Raw genomic sequence first — 18,987 nt, forward strand, 5'->3', positions numbered from 1 at the left:
GCCGTGAATGCCGCGTCCCACCACCCGAATCCTGAAGCTGGCATCGGCGGTGCTGTGTGCGCTGCTGCTGACCGGCGTGGCGGCGAACGCGACTTCGCGGATCAAGGACCTCGCCAATATCGAAGGCATCCGCCAGAACCAGTTGATCGGCTACGGCCTGGTGGTCGGCCTCAACGGAACCGGCGACACCCTCAACAACATCCCCTTCACCAAACAGTCGCTCCAGGCGATGCTTGAGCGGATGGGCGTCAATATCCGCGGCGCCACCATCCGCACCGGCAACGTCGCCGCTGTGATGGTGACCGGTAATCTGCCGCCGTTCGCCACCCAGGGCACCCGGATGGACGTCACCGTGTCGGCGCTCGGCGACGCCAAAAACCTGCAGGGCGGTACCCTGCTGGTCACTCCCCTGCTCGGCGCCGATGGCAACGTCTATGCGGTCGCGCAGGGCTCATTGGCAATCGGCGGCTTCCAGGCCGCGGGCGCCGCGGCGAGCATCACGCAAGGCGTCCCCACCGTGGGCCGGATCGCGAACGGCGCGATCATCGAGCGCGAGATCGAATTCGCCTTGAATCGGCTGCCGAACGTGCGGCTGGCGCTGCGCAATGCCGACTTCACCACCGCCAAGCGGATCGCCGCCGCGGTCAACGACTATCTCGGCACCAAATGCGCCGAGCCGCTCGATCCTTCCACCGTACAGCTCTCGATCCCGGCCGAGTTCAAAGGCAACGCCGTGGCGCTGCTGACCGAAATCGAGCAGTTGCAGGTCGAGCCCGATCAGGCCGCCAAGATCGTGATCGACGAGCGCAGCGGCATCATCGTCATGGGGCGCGACGTCCGGGTCGCGACCGTTGCGGTCGCTCAAGGCAACCTGACAGTGTCGATCTCCGAAAGCCCGCAGGTCAGCCAGCCCGGACCGCTGTCGAACGGCAATACCGTCGTCACACCCAACACCCGCGTGTCGGTGACGCAGGACGGAAAGAAGCTCGCGGTGGTCAAGGACGGGGTGTCGTTGCAGCAGCTCGTCGACGGACTCAACAGCCTGGGCATCGGCCCGCGCGACCTGATCGGCATCCTGCAAGCGATCAAGGCTGCCGGCGCCATCGAAGCCGACATCGAGGTGATGTGATGACACCCGCCACCACTTACGGCCCCACTCTTCCGACCTACAACGGTCGTCCCGACTTCGAGCTTGCCGAAGCGCTGTCGAAAGTGCCGGCAAAGGTCCAGCAAAAGGCCCAGGCCAACGCCCGCGACTTCGAGGCGATGTTCATCAACACCATGTTCTCGCAGATGACGGTCGGCCTGAAGGGCGACGGACCGTTCGGCGACACCGTAGGCACCGGCGTCTGGCGCTCGATGTTGACCGAACAGCATTCGCAGATGATCGCCAAGGCCGGCGGCATCGGCATCGCCAGCGACGTTTACCGCTCGCTGATCCTGCAACAGGCCGCGCGCTCCTGAGCCAGCAAAGGACGACGCCATGATCACCACGCACCCTCAGCAAGTTCAGCCCGCCGCCGCCCAGCCGGTGTCCACCCCGGCCGACGCCCGCAAGCTCGCCGAAACCCTGATCTCAGTGATGGACGGGCTGCTGAAGCTGATCGAGCGCGAGACCGAACTGGTCCGCGCCGGCCACATCGCCGAAGCAATGCAGCTCGAAAGCGACAAGACCGAGCGAACCAAGCGCTACATCAGCGCCATCACGCTGGTGCGCGCCAGCCAGCCCTTCATGGCCAAAGCGACACCGGATCTGCTCGCCACGCTGCATCGGCATCATGAAGTTTTCCGCGCCATGCTGCAGGTCAATCTGACCGTGCTGGCCACCGCGCACGCGGTGTCGGAGGGCATCGTTCGCGGCGTCAATGCCGAAGTGCAAAAGCGCAACGGACCGCAGACGTACACTGCCTACGGCCGGCACACAGCTCCGAGTCCGCGCCAGCTCACGCCGATCGCCGTCAGCCGCTCGCTGTAGCACCGCCTTTCCGAGCACTGCGCCTCCGACGCGGCTGACGCCCTGCCGCGCGCGTGCGCGTGCCCGCGCCATTGGTCGCTTTCGATTCAAATCATCGGAGTCTTTGCAGGAGGAATTTCAGAACTGTTTGCCACGATGATGGAGGAGGTGTGGGATTGACCTGATGGAAGCCAGGAGGCTGACATGAGTATCGATTTCAACGTCAAACCGGTGGGGGCGCCGGTGATTACGCCGATCATCAGGCCGGAGCCTGAAGCGGCGCGAACTGCGATACCGACCGATCTTCCCGCGCCACAAAGCGTGACCGCGGCGGAGAGCGGATCCGGCTCGACGCCAGTCCGGTCTCAATCCGACCGTTCGCCGGTCGCCCGTCAGGTGATCTTCGATCAAGCGGCGGCAGAGATGGTCTACGTCGCGGTCGATCAGGACACGCAGGCGGTGATCAGCCAATATCCGGAGACTTGGCAGCTCAAGGCACGCGCCTACTTCCGCGAGCTGGATCAGTCCAAGACCGCCCGGAGCGGATCGCTCGCAACCGACCGCGTCGTCTGACGCGCGCTCGGATCGTTCGACGGGATGTTCCCGGCCTGCCGGTCGCAGGCGCGGGGATTTCGTGCTGTCTGCAAGGTTCGATGGCGAAACAGCGTGAGGTCGATCACGCGACCAATCTCAGGCGCGACCGCTGAGTCCGGCCGCAATGTTGCGATTGATGTCGATCAGCGCCTGGAGGCGTTCGACTTCCGGCTTGATCTGCAACGCGCTGGACTGGCTGAGAACGAACACCCCGATATTGGCGATGTTCTGCCGGATCTCGATCGATTGCGGATTGTCGTCGCGCATCGCTTCGGTGACGAAGATCGACCAGAGCTTGCGATTGAACATCAGCGCTTCCTGAAGTCCGATCGCGCCCTTCTCTTCCCAGTTGGTGACGATGTCTTGAAGCTGTTTGGCCGCCTTCAACAACGCCTGCGCTTCGATTTCGCGAGGAGACGCGGTTCTCTGCGCGGTTCGGGCGTAGGCTTGCGCGGCACTCGACATCGTCTACCTCGACAACAGTTCTTCTTCACGCTTGATGAGGGGGCGCAGCTCTCTGAGTGCCTTATAGAGATTGCCGCTTAAGATATGATTACTGGTCGCTTCGATCGTCTCTCGAAAGCTCGGAACCGCCTCGAGCAATTCCTTGATGAAGCCTAGGTACAATTCCTGATACGCGGGAATGTCGTTCTGCAGATACATCATCTGGACGCACAGATAGATGCGCTTGACCGGCGTGTTGGCGGTCTCCGCAGTGAGAATGTCCTTCTCGCGCAGGATCGGCGCATCACCGTCGATCAGGAATGTCGTGCGGGTGTCGGAGTTGGTGATCACGCTCTGCCCGATCACGATCCGCTCGAACGGCTTCAATTCGACTCGCAGAGGCATCGTGTCTCCCTTCCCTTACGGTCGGTCACCGGACCAAAATCGACTCATCCTCAAGCCGTTTTTCCTTATGCGCAGGCTTTGCGAATCGATCCAGTGCAAACACGCCGTAGATTGAGGGGGATAACCGCGACGGCCGATTGCGCGGCGCCGAATCGCGCCGACGTCCACGCGCCGCTGCGGCCGCCGTCCCGGCGTGAGGCCGGGGCCGACTTGCTTACCGCAGCAATTGCAGCACGCTCTGCTGCGACTGATTGGCCAGCGACAGCGCCGACACCGCGATCGATTGCCGGGTCGACAGCGCCTGGCTGTTGGCCGCTTCTTCGTTGGTATCGGCGAGCGTCAGGTTGGACGAGCCGGTCTGCAGCACGTTGATCAGGTTCTTGGCGAACTCCTGGCGGATCTGCACGATCGACAGGTTGGAGCCGTAGGACGACGCCTGCGACCGCAGCGTGGTAGAGGCGGTGTTGAGCGCCGCCAGCGTCTTGTTGGTCGCGGCGTTGTCGATGAAGTCCGTACCGGCCACCAGCGTCGGCAGACCGAGCGCCGCCGGCGACAGCGCGGTGCCGACGATCGTCAGCGTCGACTTGCCGGTTTCGTTGAACACCAGCTTCAGCGTGTCGCCGTTGAGCAGGTTGACGCCGTTGAACGAGGCGTCCTGCGAGGTGGTGGTGATCTGTGCGATCACGTTGTTGTACTGCTCCACCAGCTTGGCGCGCGCGGTCTGCGAGGTGATATCGGCGACCGGCGGATTCGGCGTGGTGAAGGTCAGCGTCGAGGTGATGGTGCCGCCGAGCTCGCCACCGTCGGCGACCGAACCGAGCGTCGACGAGGCATAGTCGTTGTTCGACGAGATCGTCAGCACGCCGTTGGCGTCGATCTGCGCGATCATGTTGTTGGGCGCCAGCTTGGCATTGAGCTGGGCCAGGGTCTTCACCGTGCCGCCGGTGCCGTCGCCGAAGGTGACGTTGACCGGGGTGCCGCCCTTGAACGAGGTGAAGGTCAGGCTCTTGCCGGAAACACCGCCGGCACCGGAGGCGCGCGACGCCTGAAACTCGGTCGACGTGCCGGTGTTGCCGGCCAGGCCGAGCGCCAGCATCGCGTTGCCGGTGCCGCTGATGGTGAGGTCGGAGGCGCTGCCGGTCGAGATCTTGAGCGAGCCGCTCGAGAGCGAGGAGTTCGCCGCACCGATCTGCGTCGTCAGCGTCGCGCCGGTCTGCGACAGCTTCGCCGTCTGAACGCCGGTCGCCAGATCGATCGCCTTCAGCACGTCGGCGATGGTGCCGCCCTGCAAGTACACGGTGGAATTGCCGAGACCGTCGGTCTCGACGTTGCCGGTGACACCGGTGTGGGTCGCGGAGGCGAGCGGCACCGGGGCGTTCTTGAAGGTGATGATCTTACCGTTGACGGTCAGGCTGGAGCCGTCTTCGATCAACGTCCCCACCGTTCCGGCGCTGGTGATGCGCGGAATGTCGATCGTGGTCGGACCAAGACCGCTGGAGGTGGTCAGGTTGAGGGAAGCCAGGAAGTCGGCCGGGCCGGTGATGTGCAGATCGGCGCCCGTCGACGAGTTCAGCGTCACCACACCGCCGGTGCTGATCGAGGACGGCGTGCCGTTGGCGCTGAAGGTGGCGATGCCGGCGTTGACCGACGCCGACTTGACGCCGCTGGCGAGGTCAATCGCGGTCAGCACGTCGCCGACGGTGGCGCTGGTGAAGGTGTTGCTGGTACCGAGATAGATCGTCGAATTGCCCTGGGAGTCGGCGACGATGTTGCCGAGCACGCCGGAACCCGCCAGCAAACCCGCCGGCGACGGCGGATCGGAGGCCTTGAAGGTGATGCTCTTGCCGTTCACCGTCAGCGTAGTGCCGTCCGCGATCGGCGAGCCGAGGCCACCCACGGAATTGAACAGCTTGGTGCTGGCATTGATCGCGGTCGCACCGGCGCTGCCGAGCGGCACCGATACCGACGATCCCAGGCCCAGCTTGGCGAGCACCGTGCCACCGGTGGTGTCGGAAATCGACAGCGCGCGGTTGGTGCCGGTGTGCAGCTCGAGCCGGCCGGCAGCGTTGACCACCGACGCGTTCGAGGTGTTGCCGTTGATGGTGTCGATGGTCGCCAGCAGCGCATTGATCGGCTGGTTGATGCCGAGCGTGTAGTTGCCGTTGGAGTCGACCGTCTGCGTGCCGGTGGCGGTGAAGGTGATGCTCTTGCCGTCGACCACCAGCACGTCGCCGGCCTGCGGGCCGGTCGGGGTCAGGGTCGTGCCGCTGGTCAACGACGAAATCAGATCAGTGCCGGTGGCGAGCGCGGTCGCGGTGCCGGTGTGAAGCACGGAACCTGTCGCGGTCGCGTCGGTGGCGACGTTCTTGGTGACCGCAGCAAGCGACGGCACGCTGCCGATGCCGCCCCCCAGCGTGTCGGTCGCCGACGCCCCATTGGTACCGCCGGGGGTACCGTCATAGATCACGTTGCTGGTCGCGACCGCGCTGACGAACGTCTGAGTGCCGCGCAGATCGTTCGGCGTGGCGCCGGCGATCGTGGTCGAAACGTTGGATTTGGTGCTGTAACCGACGTTCGACTGCAACGCCTGGTTGGCGATCGACTTGGCGGTGTCGATCAGCTTGTTCAGCGAGGTGATGCCGGTGTTGGCGGCCTGCAGGATCTGGACGCCGTTGCCGATGCCGTCGAGCAGGTTGTTGATGTCGCTGGCGCGGCTGTCGAGCCCGGCCGCGGTGAAGAAGTTGGTCGGGTTGTCGAGCGCGGTGTTGACCTTCCTGCCGGAAGCAAGACGGTTCTGCGTCGTCGCCAACAAATCGGCAGTCGACTGCAGCGATAGCAAGTTCTGGCGAACCGCTGCTGAGAGAACCACATCAGACATGGTGCAAACCTTCCTGATCCGCGCTGGACGTCGACCTTCAGTCGCACGTCGCTGCTCGCGCCGAACGGTCGTTGCCGCTGCGACGCTTGCCGGTTGTGTTTAGACGCCTGTTCTGGAGAGGGACCTCGGCTGCACGACACAAGTGCGCACCGGATCAACGCGGCCGATTCTCGACCTACCTTCTTCCTGAGCACCGGGGACTATGGCCGCGGCCATTTAAAATATGGTTAACAGCATCTTAAGGAGAAAAAAGTGAATTGAATCAAAGGTCGGAGCGGCTGGCAGGCGGTTGGGACCGCCGCCACGGGGCTTCGCAAGGAGTGATTCGCTAACTTTTCAGCCGGTGGAAATTGCCGCTGGCCGATTCTCCCACTTCCGGCGCTCCTGCCGCCGCGGCGGCCATCATGGTTTATGAAATATTTACACGCTTGGCCGAGGATGGCGCGCCTACGAGCGTCTCTCAGGTGCGTCACAGGACCCGAGGAGATACGATCACTCGCCAGATTCGGATCATCAGATGCACCCCGGACGCAGCATGGCCGTTCCTCCCCGCAGCCAGACCGACAAGGCTTACGAGCCGGTGATGCTGTTGATGCGCGCCCGGCTGCTGCATCAGAACGGGCAGCTCGACGAGGCGCGCTCCGCCTACAAGAAGGTGCTCAAGAAGGCCCCGGACAATTTCGGCGCGCTGCACTTCTACGCGCTCGCCGAGTATCAGAGCGGCAATCTCGAACCTGCGATCCGATCGCTGAAGCGCGCGCTGCTGATCGAGCCGAACTCCGCTCAGGCGCATTCCGACATGAGCATCCTGATGCTCGCCTCCGGCCGATTCGCGGAGGCGGCCGCCTCGTCCGACAAAGCGATCGCGCTCGACCCGAGCCTCGCTCTGGCGCACGCCAACCGCGGCCTCGCGCTGGCCGCCCTCGGCCGCTACGACGAAGCAGTGGCCAGTTACGACAAGGCGATCGAGCTGGTGCCGGACCGTTCCGATAGCTGGAACGACCGCGGCAATGCGCTGCACAAGCTCGGCCGCTATCAGGAAGCGCTGGCGAGCTACGACAAGGCGATCGAGATCGATCCTCTCAACGACGCCGCCTTCATGAACCGCGCCAGCACCTTCAAAGAACTGAAGCAATACGATCTGGCGCTTGCCAGCTACGACCGTGCGCTGTCGATCGGCAAGCGCCCGGTCGAGGCCGGCATCTTCCGCGCCGAGACGCTGCTTGCGATGAGGAACGTCAAGGACGCGATGGCGACCTGCACCGCGGTGCTGAAGGTCGAGCCGAATTCGGTGCCGTCCCTGACGTTACTCGGCAATTGCATGGCCGCGCTCGGCGACGCCGAGACCGCGATCAAGCTGCACAGCCGCGCGCTGGAGCTGGCGCCCCACTACGAAGCGGCGATCTCCAGCAAGATCTTCGCGATGGATTTCAGCGCCAAGTCCGATTTCGGAGCGCAACAGGAGATGCGCAAGACTTGGTGGCGCCAGATTGGCGCCTCGATTTATCGCGCATGTGTCACGCCGCCTGCAAACGATCGCGATCCGGACCGGCGCTTGGTCATTGGTTACGTATCGGCAGACTTCCGTGCTCACTCGGCCGCGTTCTCGTTCCGCCCGGTCATCACCAATCACGACAAACAGAAGTTCCAAGTCATCTGTTATTCTAACGTCATAATTCCAGATGAAGTCACCACATCATTCATGACTGTCGCCGATAAATGGCGCGACGCGACACATTGGACCGACGACCGTCTAGCCGACACGATCCAGCAGGACAAGGTCGACATTCTAGTAGACTTGTCGGGTCACTCCGGCGGCAACCGCCTGCGCGTCTTTGCGCGCAAGCCCGCTCCAGTGCAGGTCACGGCCTGGGGCCATGCCACCGGCACCGGCCTGCCGACGATCGACTATCTGTTCTCCGATCCGGTCGCCGTGCCGAAGGAAGTGCGCCATCTGTTCGCTGAGACAGTCTACGACCTACCGGCGCTGATCACGATCGAGCCGCCGGAGGCATCTTGGCGCGCATCCGAACTGCCCTGTGATCACAACGGCTTCGTCACCTATGGCTCGCTCAACCGCGTCAGCAAAATCTCCGACGGAGCGATCCAGCTGTGGGCAAAGATTCTCGCCAGCAGCGCCGGTTCCCGCCTGATCATCAAGGATCATCAGATCGACGACGACTCTGTGCAACAGAATCTGCTCAGCAAATTCGCCGAACACGGCATCGGCGCCAACCGCATCACCTTGCTGGGCTCGACTTCTCGCCAGGATCACCTGCTCACATTGCGGCAGATCGACGTATGCCTCGATCCGTTCCCGCAGGCGGGCGGCGTCTCGACCTGGGAAGCGCTCTACATGGGCGTGCCGGTGGTGTGCCGGCTCGGCCATGCCGTCTCGAGCCGGGTCGGCGCCGCGGTTGTCGCGGCCGCGGGCCTGCCGGACTTCATCGCCCACGACGACGCGCAATACGTCCAGATTGCGCTGAACGTCAACCGCGATCGGCTGCGCTCGATCCGCAGCGGACTGCCTAGTTTCGTTCTGCAGCACTGCGGCCCGGAGATCTACACCCACGCCGTGGAGCACGCCTACCGCACAATGTGGAGGACTTGGTGCGCCTCGCCGGCGGCGCCGGCCAAACTTCTGGCGGCAAAGTACAAGGGCTTCTGAGCCGCGCAATCGTGATTCAGCCACGCTTATCGCAGCACAGCGCGAACAGATAGTGCGCCATCTTGTGATATCCGACGTGTAGCACCTCGTCGTTCATGGCGAACATGAACACGTTGTGGAAATGGCGCTGCATCGTCGACTTGAGATCGGGCGATGTCTTGCAGTTGACGTGGCCCTGTTTGCTCAACGGCGAGGCATAGATCTGGCTCTCCAACGACGGCATGCCGATCAACATCGCACCGTGCGGCTCGAGCGCGCCGATGGCATTGCCCAGGAAGCGATCCTCATCGGACGGTTGGATGTGCTCCAGCACGTCGAGCGCATACATGCCGTCATAATTGCCTGGCGGTGGGCCAGACATCATGTCATGGACGAATGCACCGGCGAACTCCCAGCCTGGCACCGGACGCCGCGTCACCTCAGCGATAAAGATTGGATCGAAATCGGTCACCGTCAGCCGCTCGACCTCCTGCTGCACGATGCGGCTCGGGAACGCGTCGCCGCAGCCGATCTCCAGCACGTTCTGCCGCCCCGACAGCATCCGCGCCGCGAACTTGTAGCGCGCGAAGGTGAAGGTCATCCGCTTCGGATCGTCATGCCAAGTCTGGTTCATCATCAGCCCGAGTTCGGTGCGGCCGAAGCGCGCGGCAACGTCGCCAAGCCGCGTGTACTGCTCCTCGCGGGGCTGCGCAGCGTCAGCGGGCTGCATCGCATCCTTGGACATCAACGTCTCCTCTCACGGGCCAGGAGCGGCGATCTCGCCGATGAACTCTTCGAGCGGCCGGAGCCGGAACTCCGGGAAGGCGTGCGTCACCGCCGAGGCGTCGAACCGCCGGTGCGTGACGGGGCCGCCGGGCGCGGCGTTCACGATCCGCGGCGGCGGGGCGAAACACGCAGCAACCCGCCGCGCCACGTACTCGAAACGATAGGAGCGGCCCGAAACCAGGTTGAGCAGCCCGGTCGAGCGATGCAGCAGCACACGCATGATCAGCCCGGCGACATCGTCCGCGCAAACATAGTCGCGGGTCTCGTCACCCTCGCCGAACAGCGTGATTGTGCCGCTCCGCGCGGCCTCGCGGCGAAAACGGTTCGGCCCATAAGCCAGGTGGGTATCGCCGGCTGCGCACACCATCGTCGCGCGCAGAACTGCTAACGGCACCGCCGGGAGCGCCCGCGCCAACATCACCTCGCGAGTCCTGTGCATCACGCCGTAGAGGTCAACCGGATCCGCGGGGGTGGTCTCGTCGATCACCCCGTCGTCAAGCGGATACACCGCGTCCGAACTCAGATACAACAGATGCCGGCAGCCAGCGGAAGCAACGGCGCAGGCGACTGCCTGGGCCATGCGCAGATTAGCCATTAGCGTCGCCAGATCGTGGCGCTTGTCCGGGGGCAGCGCGGCCAGAAACACCAGCGCGTCGTCGCCGCGCAGCCGCGACGACAGCGCCTCCGCTGCGCCCGCCGCCTGCAGATCGACGTCGGCCGAGCCCAGAGCCAGCGTCGCAATGCTGTCCCTTTGCAGCCGCGCGGTCAGCGCCGTGCCGATCACCCCGCCGGCGCCAAGCACGACGACGCGTGCCGGCCTCTCCGATGCGCTGGTGTGATGTGTCAGCACCGTGTCAGTCCCGCCGGTGCTGCAGGGTAGGCCTTCGCCGCCGCCAGCGCAAACGCGTGCGCTAGCGCCCCTCCGTTCTCCCTCATCAGCCCGTACCAGGGATCCTCTTCCGTCATTGTAAGCCGAAGGCGACGCAATCCCGGGGCTCTACGCACCGATGGATTGGATTGCTTCGGCGTGGAGCCCGGGTCCGGACAGCAAAAGAGTGTCGACTCGGGCGGGACCTCGCAATGACGTTGCGCCGTTTCGCACGAAGCGACCGCCAGAGGAAAATCGAGCTGCGCCAGCGCCAGGCTGGCGGGATTGCCGATGTCGCGGTGATAATTGCTGTTGTGAAACGAGAAGATCCGCCCCATGAACACCGGCAGCACTTCCGTCGAAAAATCGACCACCGGCTTGCCGAGCGAGGCGATGAACTCGATCACCCCTGGCTCGACCACATAGACCGCAGCATTAGCGAGATTGCCCTTCGGCGCTTGCGGCTTTTCGTCCATCTCCAGAACGCGGCCTGCGGAATCGAGCGCGAGGATGCCGCAGCTCTGCGGATGATCGGTGACGAAGCTCATCATCGTCAGCGCCGTGGCCGGTGGTCGCGTTGCATGAGCGGCGAGGAAGGCACGCGGATCGAACAGGCTGAGATTATCGGCATGGGCGAACAGCGTCGGGCCGTCCATGAGGCGCTCGCGATGCCGCAGCAGGGTGCCGGCGGTGCCGAGCAGTGTGGCCTCCGGTGCAAGCACGACCTCGTCCGCCCACGGACTGCGGCGGATGTACTCGCTCACCAGCTCGGCGTGGTGATGCAGATTGACGACGATCTCCGAGAAGCCAGCCTCGCTCAACATCTGTAACCACAACCCGAGCAGCGGGCGCCCCGCGATCGGCATCAGGCACTTCGGCAGCACGTCGGTGAGCGGCGCAAGCCGCGTACCGAAACCAGCCGCGACCAAGAGTGCCTTGGCGCCGCCGCTCACGTCTCGAGCTCCCGGATGATGTCGCGCGCGGTGACCGGGATGTTGCCGATCCGACCGACCTGACAGGCGGCGGCGATCGAGGCCAGATAAGCACTGCGCCAGATGTCGGTGCCGATTGCCAGCGCCAGCGCGGCGCAGACGAAGAACGAGTCGCCGGCGCCCGCTGCGTCTTTCGGCGCAACGTTGAATGCCGGCAACCGATCGGTCAGCACCGTGTCGGCCGGATCGCTGGCGGCATGAATCAGCAGTCCTTCGGCAGCGAGCGTCAGAATGACGTTCTCCGCCCGCGCCTTCTCGCGCAGAGCTTCGACCAGCACGACGAGACCGGAGTCGAAATCGCGCATCGCCAGCCGCGCTTCGCGTTCGGTCGGCTTGATCAGCAGCATCTCGGTGAAGCGCGAGATATCGCCGACCTGCGACGACGACTGGCTGTCGGCCACCATCGGCACGCCGCGGGCGCGGCACGCCTGCCCGACCGCCTCGACCAGCCGGGTCGGCAGGCAGCCATAGTTGAAATCCGAGAACACCACGAGGTCAGTGCTCGGGAGCCGATGCTCGATCGTCTCCAGCATCCGCGTCTGCAGATCGGCATCGACATCGTGCTGCTTGAGGTGGCTGACGCGCAGCAGCGTCTTGTTGCCGGCGCGGAAGCGCTGCTTGGTAGTGGTCGGCCGGCTCTCGTCGGTGAGGATCGTGGCGTCGACATTGTACGACGCGAGCCGCTCGCTGGCGAAGTCGGTCATCGCGTCACCGCCACCGACCGTGAGCAGGCCGACTTGCGCCCCCATGCCGGCTGCATGGCCGGCGACAATGCCGGCCCCGCCGACGAACAGCTCGCGGAGCACCGGCGTCACGACGATCGTCGGATCTTCCTGCGACAGGCCGAGCGGATCGCAGGCGATGTATTCGTCGACGATCAGATCGCCGATCACCAGCACGCGCAGCTTGGGAAAGCCCGCCAGCACGTTCTTCAGGTCGAGCGGTTCGAAGCGATGCCGCCGCGGATAGTCGAGCGGCTTGACGATCGACGACGGATTGAACTCGCGGAACTCGCGCTTGATCAGATCGAGCGACGAGAACGCGACTTCGCCGGAGGAGAACACCAGCCGGCCGCCATAGCCGTCGAGCACCGCCTTCTCCGGATTGTCGGCGCCCTCGTGTTCCTTGCCCTTGACCACGACGGCGGGCCGCAACTCGGCGACGAAGTCCTCCGGCGCATCGTGCAGCAGGAAGGCGTGATCGACCACGCCGATCGCGCGCACGCCTTCGAGCCGCAGTTCGGCCGGCAGCATCCAGTCGTAACCGGTATCGGCGGTGACGCCGACCACCAGATAGTCGCCGCAATCGGCGGCAAATTTCAAAAGCCGCAGATGGCCGGGATGGACGATGTTGAAATTGCCGGCGACGAACACAATGCTGCGCCGGCGCCCGGCTTTTTTCCGGATCTCCGCGAGCGTGGTGCTGGTCTCGGGATGCAGCATCATCGTCACCTCAGCGACGAATCGATTTCGATCAGCGGGCGCACACTGCGGCGATGCGCGAGGTCGTCCAGCGCCTCGTTGATGTCGTCGAGCGCGTAGCGGCGGGTGAACATCGCATCGAGCGGCAGCTTGCCGTCGCGATAAAGCCCGGCCAGCAAATCGATGTCGCGCTCCGGCTTGGCATCGCCGCCCCAAGTGCCGAGGATCCGTTTGCCGCAGATCAGTTCGAATGGATCGAGCGCGATCTTTTCGCCGCTTCTCGGGTGCGAGGCGAACACGCACAGCCCGCCGAACCGCCGTGTGGCGTCGAACGCCTGCTCGATCACGCGCGTGAGGCCGGCGGATTCGATCGCGATATCGACGCCGAGCCCTCCGGTGAGCTTTCTGATCTCCTCGACTGGATCGACTTGCGAGGCATCGATCACGGTCGTGGCGCCGAGGTCGGTCGCCATTTTAAGCTTGGCTGCTTCGACGTCGACAGCGATCACCTGCTTGCAGGCGAACAGCTTGCAGGCCATCAGCGCGGCGAGACCGATGCCGCCGAGGCCGAAGATCGCCAGCGTGCTGCCGGCCTGCGGCTTGGCGATATTGATGACGATGCCCGCGCCGACCGGCAGCGCGCAGCCGAACAGCACCGCGACGTCCATCGGCAACCCTGCCGGCAGCGGCGTAACCCGGTTCTCGGCGACCACCGCATATTCGTTGAACGTGGTGACGGCGCCGGCGTTGATGAACCGCTCGCCGCTCGCGTAGCGCACACCCTGCGTATCGGCGCCCTGGCCTTTGATCCAGCCGAGAATGACTCGGTCGCCCTTGCGGACCTTGCTGACGCCGGCGCCGATCTCGACGACGACGCCCGAGCCTTCGTGGCCGAGCATGTGCGGCAGATAGCGATCGGCCCCGCGCCCGCCGCGGGCCTCCATCACCTGGCTGTGGCAGACGCCGGAATACGCCAGCTTGACCAGCACCTGCCCCGCAGCGAGCGGCGGCGCCTCGACCGTTTCGATCGAGAGCGGCTGATTGAGCCCGTGCAGCACCGCGGCGCGGAAAGTCACGGGCATGACGGCCTCCGCGTGTTCAAGTCCCAAACTCTCCTCGTCATTGCCAGCAAAGCGAAGCAATCCAGGAGCCCCGTGCACCGAGCCCCTGGATTGCCTCGTCGGCTTCGCCTCCTCGCAATGACGTGGAAATGGTATGCCATCATCGCGCCCTCAAAACGGTCCTGAGAACCAGGTGCCCGGCACGTCGTGCGGGAAGGTGCGCTGGGCGACCAGCGAGGCGGTTTCGACCTCGCGGCCGAGCATGCGGCCGACCGCTTGCGCGATATGTTCGGCGCGGACGTGATAGTTCTTCGTCAGCGCCGGGCTGGTCGCCTCCGGCACGTCCGGCGCGGCGAGGCGCTGCGGCGCAGCCTTCAAGCTTGCGAAGTGATCGGTCGCGATCCGCGCCACGATCTCGCCGGCGACGCCGCCGGTCAGATGCCCGCTGTCGAGCGCCAGCAGCCGGCCGGTCTTCTGCACCGAGGCGATCACGGTGGGCCAATCGAGCGGACGGAGGCTGCGCAGGTCGATCAGATCACAGGCGATGCCCTGCGCGGCGAGATGGTCGACTGCGTGCAGCGCCTCCACCGTCATGTAGCTCATCGCCACGATCGTCACCGCATCGCCCTGGCGCACGATACGGGCCTTGCCGAGCGGGGTACGGACATCGCCAGCGGGCACTTCGCCCTGCATGTTGTGCAGCCAGCGATGCTCGAGAAAGATCACCGGGTCGTCGTCGAAGATAGCTCCGAGCAGCAAGCCCTTGGCATCTTCCGCCGTGGTCGGCATCACCACCTTCAGCCCGGGAATATGCGCGAACCAGGATTGCAGGCTCTGCGAATGCGTCGGGCCCTGGCCCCAGCCGCGGCCGATGATCATCCGGATGGTGATCGGCACGCCCCGTTTGCCGCCGAACATGAAGCGCCATTTGGCGGCATTGTTGACGAGCTGATCGAGCGACAGCAGCGCGAAGTCCAGCCGCTGATGCGTCATCACCGGCCGCATCCCGTTCAGCGCCGCGCCGATCGCAAAACCGGTCATCGCCGCTTCCGACGTCGGCATATCGAACACGCGATCCGGGCCGAACTGCTTGTGCAGATCGAGCGTGGTGCCGAACACGCCCTTGGGATCGTCCGTGCCGAGGCCGAAGCAGATCACGCGCCGATCGGCAGCGAGCGCTGTGGCGAGCCCATCCCGAACGGCGGCAGCGAAGCTGGTGGCCATGCGCGCTCCTCAGCCTGCCGACGCATAGACGTCGGTGAAGGCGTCTTCGGCCGGCGGAAACGGCGAGGCTTCGGCAAAGGCGAACGCCGCGTCGATCTCGGCATCGATCGCCGCCTGCATCTCGGCGATGTCGGATTCGGTCACGATGGCTTCTGCGATCAACGCGCGCTGCAACGCCAGCACTGGATCGCGCTGCTTCCACGCCTCGAACTCCGCGACGGCACGATAGCCGAGATCGTTGTCGTACATCGGGCCGCAATGCTCACGCCAGCGATAGGTCTCGAACTCGTAGAACCGCGGGCCTTCGCCGGCCCGGATCGCCGCGACGCCTTCGCTGAGCGCCGCAACCACCGCACGGGCATCGTTGCCGTCGCCGTGATGGGTCTCGAGGCCGAAGCCGGCGACCAGTTCATACAGCTTACGGCCCGGCGGCTGCCGCACGCTCAGCGGCGAATACACGGAGTAGCCGTTGTTCTCGCAGAGGAACAACACCGGGAGTTGCTTCACCACCGCGAAGTTCACCGACTCGAAGAACACACCGGTTTCAGGCACCGCGTCGCCGAGGAACACGCAGGCGATTTGCCCGGTGCCGTTCAGCTTCATCGGATAGGACAACCCGACGCCGACCGGCACCGTGCCGCCGACGATCGCGGTCGAGCCCATGAAGCCGACGCTCTCATCGACCAGATGCATCGAGCCGCCCTTGCCGCGGGCGCAGCCGGTGACCTTGCCGTAGATCTCGGCGATCATCGCGTTCAGGCTGCCGCCCTTGGCGAGATAATGCGCGTGGGCGCGATGGCCGCTCACCGCAAGATCGGTCTTGTTCAGCACCGCGCCGGCCGCCGCGGCGACCGCCTCCTGCCCGACCGACAGATGCGTCGGGCAGCGCATCTTCTGCTCGCCGTAGCGCGCCGCGATGGTCTCTTCCACGCTGCGGATCCGCAGCATGTCGAACAGCAGCCGGCGCGACGTCTCGGCAGTCATGGAGCGAACCACGTCATGGGATGAACCAGTAATAGTCGCCGGTGTAGCCGACTTGCGCGAAGAACGCCTTCCACTCGTCGACGTGCATGATGGTCTGCGCGGTCAGATTCCACGCCATCATCCGACGCTTCTCCTCGTCGTCGCGATAGGCGTCGACGGTGATGAAGGCACCTTTGCGCGCCACCCGCTCGATCTCGCGCAGCGCTTCTGCGCAGTCGTCACGGACGAGGTTGTGCACGGTGTTGATCGAGATCACTACGTCGAACGACTTGTCGGCGAACGGCAGCTTCGTCGCGCTAGCGACGCTGACATGCGGCTTCATGTCGTCGATCGCATGCGCGATGGCGTAGTCCGAAACATCGACGCCCTTCACGGTGATACCGGGGATCAGCTCGGCCATGTCGTGCAGCATGAAGCCCTTGGCGCAGCCGACGTCGAGCACCGACGACGAGGCATCGAGGCCGAAATGCTGCGCGAACGTCGGGATCACCGGCTGCCAGAACCGCGGCATGTAGCCGAAACCGCCGTAGCCGTGGCGACGGTCGCCGTCGAAAAATTCCTTGCCGAACTTTCGCGCGATGGCGCGATCTTCTTCGGATTTGGTCTGGCCGCGCTCGTCGACATTACGCTTGGTCCGCGGATAGTTGACGAGAAGATCGATTTCCTGCCCCATCGCGGTCCTCAAGGCTTGTGCGCGTAGTCGAATGGCTGGCTCTTCAGCTCCTCGAACCACCGATCGATCCAGGCGATCGTCTGCTCGATGCCCTGCTCCAGCGTGATCTGATCGCTCCAGCCGAGTTCGCTGCGCAGCTTGCTGCTGTCGAGCTTGTAGGCGGCGTCCTTGCCCAGCCGCTCGCCGACGATCTCGACGTGGTCCTCGAACCGCACGCCCATCGTCGCGCAGATCATCTCGACCAGGGCGCGGATGGTGACGATGCGATCGGTGGAGATGTGATAGCTGTCACCGAGCCTGCCATTGCAGGCGATCCGCCGTGTCGCATCGGCGACGTCGGCGGCGTGGATGAAGGAGCGTTCGGAGGTTCCGCCGCCGTGCAGTTGCAACTTGCGGCCGAGCTTGATGAACAGAATGGTGCGCGGCACGATCCGGTACAGCCGCTGCCCCGGGCCGTAGACGTTGGCGGCGCGAGTGAACAGCACCGGAAACCCGTAGGCGCGGAAATACGAACGCAGGCTCATGTCGCCCGCAGCTCGCGACACCGCATAGGGCGTCGACGGATCGAACACCGCATCCTCGGTCAGCGAGCCGGTGGCGTTGCCGTAGACCTCCGGCGTGGTGACGTGAACGTAGCGTTCGAGAAAATCGCAAGTCCGCAGTCGGTCGTGCAGCCGCACCGTCGACACCACGTTGGTCATGAACCAGTGGTCGGGATTGGCCCAGCTCTCGCCGACCATGCTTTGGGCTGCAAAATTGATGATGCAGGGAAACCGCTCGGCGGTCACCAACTGCATGATCGCATCGAGATCGTGGTTGAGGTCGAGCTTCTGAAACCGGAAGCGGTCGGCCTTCTTCCAGCGATACGGCAGGAATGCCGGGTGCGGCTCATCGGAACGGCTGATGCCGACGACCTCGGCACCCTGGTCGAGCAGATAGCTGACCATCGAGGCGCCGGTGAACGAATTGGAGCCGATCACCAGATATTTGTCGAAGCCCGCGCGGGTCATCGCACACGGCGCGGACGCGGGAACGATCCCGGTCACGCCTGGAGGCTCCGCTGCATCCAGCGCAGATTGTAATGACGATCTTCGTTCTTCAGTTCGCCGCGCTGGAACTTGACGATGATCTCGCGGATCGCGTCGTTCACCGTCTTCTTCGGTTTGAAGCCGGTCGCCAGCAGCTTGTCGGAATTGATCCTGTACGAGCGCGGATCGTTCGACGCGGTCACTGTGATCTTGGTCGGCACCTGGGCGTCGACCATCTTGGCGATGTCCAGGATCGAGATGTTCTCGAAGCCGGCGTTGTAGATGCCGCGCAGCTCCGGGCGGTCCAGCAGCATCAGATACAGATCGGTGATGTCGTCGATGTGGATGTTGGGACGAACCTGATTGCCGCCGAACACGGTGATCTCGCCGTTGGTCAGCGCCTGCATCGTCAGCATGTTGACCGAGACGTCGAGCCGCATCCGCGGCGACGGCCCGCACACCGTGGCCGGCCGCACGATCTGCACCGCCATGTCGCTGCCGTAGCTGAGCATCACCCGCTCGGCGACCATCTTGGTCTTGTTGTATTCGGAGATCGGCTCCAGCGTCAGGTCTTCAGTGACCTGCTCTTCGTCCTTGATGCCATAGACGCTGCCGGACGACGCATAGATGAAGCGCTGGATCCCGGCGCGCGCGGCACGATCAGCAAGCTGCATAGTGGCGAGCGCGCTGATCTCCCAGGTCAGTTTTGGATCGAGATCGCCGCACGGATCGTTGGCGACCGAAGCCAGGTGCACGATCGCGTCGATGCCGGAAAGATCGATCGACTTGGCATCGCGGACATCGCCGCGCACCACCGTCAGCCTGGGGTGCGGCGGCAGATCGTTGCCGAACCACATGATGTCGAATGCCACCACGTCGTCACCGCGTGCCAGCAATTTCGGGACGAGCGTGGTTCCGACGTAGCCGCAGGCGCCGGTCACCAGGATCTTCATCGTGCGATTCCCACAGATAAGCCCGCCCCCGGCACGACGCATCGCGGCCCCGGCGAATCAATTGCAACTCTGAAT

18 protein-coding genes are annotated in these 18,987 nt (G+C 64.5%); 5 read left to right on the forward strand and 13 right to left on the reverse strand.

Annotated features, from left to right (window positions below; all coding sequences use genetic code 11):
- The first annotated feature begins 7 nt into the window (after positions 1-7).
- From M9H71_RS08490 to M9H71_RS08505, 4 genes are all read left to right on the forward strand, one after another.
- On the forward strand, positions 8-1,129 hold the full coding sequence (locus tag M9H71_RS08490) for a flagellar basal body P-ring protein FlgI (protein WP_455404608.1): 1,122 nt from the start codon (positions 8-10) through the stop codon (positions 1,127-1,129).
- A complete protein-coding gene (gene flgJ, locus M9H71_RS08495; RefSeq protein WP_455404609.1) occupies positions 1,129-1,464 on the forward strand; it encodes a flagellar assembly peptidoglycan hydrolase FlgJ in 336 nt (111 codons plus the stop codon). Before M9H71_RS08490 ends, flgJ begins: the two co-directional genes overlap by 1 nt.
- 19 nt (positions 1,465-1,483) lie before the next feature.
- Complete coding sequence (locus M9H71_RS08500; protein ID WP_455404610.1) at positions 1,484-1,975, forward strand: hypothetical protein; 492 nt, start codon at positions 1,484-1,486, stop codon at positions 1,973-1,975.
- A 183-nt stretch (positions 1,976-2,158) separates the two neighbouring features.
- Positions 2,159-2,527 carry a hypothetical protein gene (locus tag M9H71_RS08505; RefSeq protein WP_455404611.1) on the forward strand — a complete coding sequence of 123 codons (369 nt, stop codon included), beginning with the start codon at positions 2,159-2,161 and terminating at the stop codon, positions 2,525-2,527.
- A 117-nt stretch (positions 2,528-2,644) separates the two neighbouring features.
- On the opposite strand, the gene flaF is transcribed toward M9H71_RS08505, so the two are convergent.
- The 3 genes from flaF to M9H71_RS08520 form a co-directional block, all read right to left on the reverse strand.
- Positions 2,645-3,013 (reverse strand): flagellar biosynthesis regulator FlaF, encoded by a 369-nt coding sequence (gene flaF / locus M9H71_RS08510; protein ID WP_164601619.1) that lies wholly within the window; start codon positions 3,011-3,013, stop codon positions 2,645-2,647.
- 3 nt (positions 3,014-3,016) lie between these two features.
- Entirely contained in the window at positions 3,017-3,397 is a 381-nt protein-coding gene (flbT, locus tag M9H71_RS08515) for a flagellar biosynthesis repressor FlbT (RefSeq protein WP_164601618.1), read from the reverse strand.
- 214 nt (positions 3,398-3,611) lie between these two features.
- Positions 3,612-6,275, reverse strand: coding sequence for a DUF1522 domain-containing protein (locus tag M9H71_RS08520; protein WP_455404612.1), 2,664 nt, complete (start codon positions 6,273-6,275; stop codon positions 3,612-3,614).
- 535 nt (positions 6,276-6,810) lie between these two features.
- On the opposite strand from M9H71_RS08520, the gene M9H71_RS08525 reads away from it, so the two are divergent.
- On the forward strand, positions 6,811-8,943 hold the full coding sequence (locus M9H71_RS08525) for an O-linked N-acetylglucosamine transferase, SPINDLY family protein (protein ID WP_455404613.1): 2,133 nt from the start codon (positions 6,811-6,813) through the stop codon (positions 8,941-8,943).
- Positions 8,944-8,959: 16 nt separating this feature from the next.
- Here the strand turns inward: M9H71_RS08525 and M9H71_RS08530 are convergent, their stop codons facing one another.
- The 10 genes from M9H71_RS08530 to M9H71_RS08575 all read right to left on the reverse strand — a co-directional run bounded on the left by M9H71_RS08530 (position 8,960) and on the right by M9H71_RS08575 (position 18,912).
- Positions 8,960-9,667: a class I SAM-dependent methyltransferase gene (locus M9H71_RS08530; protein WP_455404614.1), complete on the reverse strand. Its 708-nt coding sequence runs from the start codon at positions 9,665-9,667 to the stop codon at positions 8,960-8,962.
- 12 nt (positions 9,668-9,679) lie between these two features.
- The gene (locus tag M9H71_RS08535) at positions 9,680-10,558 is read right to left on the reverse strand and encodes an NAD-dependent epimerase/dehydratase family protein (protein WP_455404615.1); all 879 of its coding nucleotides are present in this window, start codon (positions 10,556-10,558) and stop codon (positions 9,680-9,682) included.
- The gene (locus M9H71_RS08540; RefSeq protein WP_455404616.1) at positions 10,552-11,529 is read right to left on the reverse strand and encodes a nucleotidyltransferase family protein; all 978 of its coding nucleotides are present in this window, start codon (positions 11,527-11,529) and stop codon (positions 10,552-10,554) included. The genes M9H71_RS08535 and M9H71_RS08540 overlap by 7 nt, the downstream gene beginning before the upstream one ends.
- The gene (locus tag M9H71_RS08545) at positions 11,526-13,010 is read right to left on the reverse strand and encodes a PfkB family carbohydrate kinase (protein WP_455404736.1); all 1,485 of its coding nucleotides are present in this window, start codon (positions 13,008-13,010) and stop codon (positions 11,526-11,528) included. Before M9H71_RS08545 ends, M9H71_RS08540 begins: the two co-directional genes overlap by 4 nt.
- A gap of 5 nt (positions 13,011-13,015) precedes the next feature.
- Positions 13,016-14,071, reverse strand: coding sequence for a zinc-binding dehydrogenase (locus M9H71_RS08550; protein WP_455404617.1), 1,056 nt, complete (start codon positions 14,069-14,071; stop codon positions 13,016-13,018).
- A 150-nt stretch (positions 14,072-14,221) separates the two neighbouring features.
- Positions 14,222-15,274, reverse strand: coding sequence for an alpha-ketoacid dehydrogenase subunit beta (locus tag M9H71_RS08555; RefSeq protein WP_455404618.1), 1,053 nt, complete (start codon positions 15,272-15,274; stop codon positions 14,222-14,224).
- Between the two features lie 9 nt (positions 15,275-15,283).
- Entirely contained in the window at positions 15,284-16,258 is a 975-nt protein-coding gene (locus M9H71_RS08560; RefSeq protein WP_455404619.1) for a thiamine pyrophosphate-dependent dehydrogenase E1 component subunit alpha, read from the reverse strand.
- A gap of 13 nt (positions 16,259-16,271) precedes the next feature.
- On the reverse strand, positions 16,272-16,931 hold the full coding sequence (locus M9H71_RS08565) for a class I SAM-dependent methyltransferase (protein WP_455404620.1): 660 nt from the start codon (positions 16,929-16,931) through the stop codon (positions 16,272-16,274).
- A gap of 8 nt (positions 16,932-16,939) precedes the next feature.
- A complete protein-coding gene (locus tag M9H71_RS08570) occupies positions 16,940-17,977 on the reverse strand; it encodes a GDP-mannose 4,6-dehydratase (protein WP_455404621.1) in 1,038 nt (345 codons plus the stop codon).
- A complete protein-coding gene (locus M9H71_RS08575; RefSeq protein WP_455404622.1) occupies positions 17,974-18,912 on the reverse strand; it encodes an NAD-dependent epimerase/dehydratase family protein in 939 nt (312 codons plus the stop codon). Before M9H71_RS08575 ends, M9H71_RS08570 begins: the two co-directional genes overlap by 4 nt.
- Positions 18,913-18,987: the final 75 nt, after the last annotated feature.

Source organism: Rhodopseudomonas parapalustris, assembly GCF_053772255.1.

What these genes read in the sequence shown, in the direction of transcription:
- M9H71_RS08490 (WP_455404608.1), top strand. Translation starts at nt 8, where the DNA reads ATGCCGCGTCCCACCACCCGAATCCTGAAGCTGGCATCGGCGGTGCTG.
- flgJ (WP_455404609.1), top strand. Translation starts at nt 1,129, where the DNA reads ATGACACCCGCCACCACTTACGGCCCCACTCTTCCGACCTACAACGGT.
- M9H71_RS08500 (WP_455404610.1), top strand. Translation starts at nt 1,484, where the DNA reads ATGATCACCACGCACCCTCAGCAAGTTCAGCCCGCCGCCGCCCAGCCG.
- M9H71_RS08505 (WP_455404611.1), top strand. Translation starts at nt 2,159, where the DNA reads ATGAGTATCGATTTCAACGTCAAACCGGTGGGGGCGCCGGTGATTACG.
- flaF (WP_164601619.1), bottom strand. Translation starts at nt 3,013, where the DNA reads ATGTCGAGTGCCGCGCAAGCCTACGCCCGAACCGCGCAGAGAACCGCG.
- flbT (WP_164601618.1), bottom strand. Translation starts at nt 3,397, where the DNA reads ATGCCTCTGCGAGTCGAATTGAAGCCGTTCGAGCGGATCGTGATCGGG.
- M9H71_RS08520 (WP_455404612.1), bottom strand. Translation starts at nt 6,275, where the DNA reads ATGTCTGATGTGGTTCTCTCAGCAGCGGTTCGCCAGAACTTGCTATCG.
- M9H71_RS08525 (WP_455404613.1), top strand. Translation starts at nt 6,811, where the DNA reads ATGGCCGTTCCTCCCCGCAGCCAGACCGACAAGGCTTACGAGCCGGTG.
- M9H71_RS08530 (WP_455404614.1), bottom strand. Translation starts at nt 9,667, where the DNA reads ATGTCCAAGGATGCGATGCAGCCCGCTGACGCTGCGCAGCCCCGCGAG.
- M9H71_RS08545 (WP_455404736.1), bottom strand. Translation starts at nt 13,010, where the DNA reads ATGCTGCATCCCGAGACCAGCACCACGCTCGCGGAGATCCGGAAAAAA.
- M9H71_RS08550 (WP_455404617.1), bottom strand. Translation starts at nt 14,071, where the DNA reads ATGCCCGTGACTTTCCGCGCCGCGGTGCTGCACGGGCTCAATCAGCCG.
- M9H71_RS08555 (WP_455404618.1), bottom strand. Translation starts at nt 15,274, where the DNA reads ATGGCCACCAGCTTCGCTGCCGCCGTTCGGGATGGGCTCGCCACAGCG.
- M9H71_RS08560 (WP_455404619.1), bottom strand. Translation starts at nt 16,258, where the DNA reads ATGACTGCCGAGACGTCGCGCCGGCTGCTGTTCGACATGCTGCGGATC.
- M9H71_RS08565 (WP_455404620.1), bottom strand. Translation starts at nt 16,931, where the DNA reads ATGGGGCAGGAAATCGATCTTCTCGTCAACTATCCGCGGACCAAGCGT.
- M9H71_RS08575 (WP_455404622.1), bottom strand. Translation starts at nt 18,912, where the DNA reads ATGAAGATCCTGGTGACCGGCGCCTGCGGCTACGTCGGAACCACGCTC.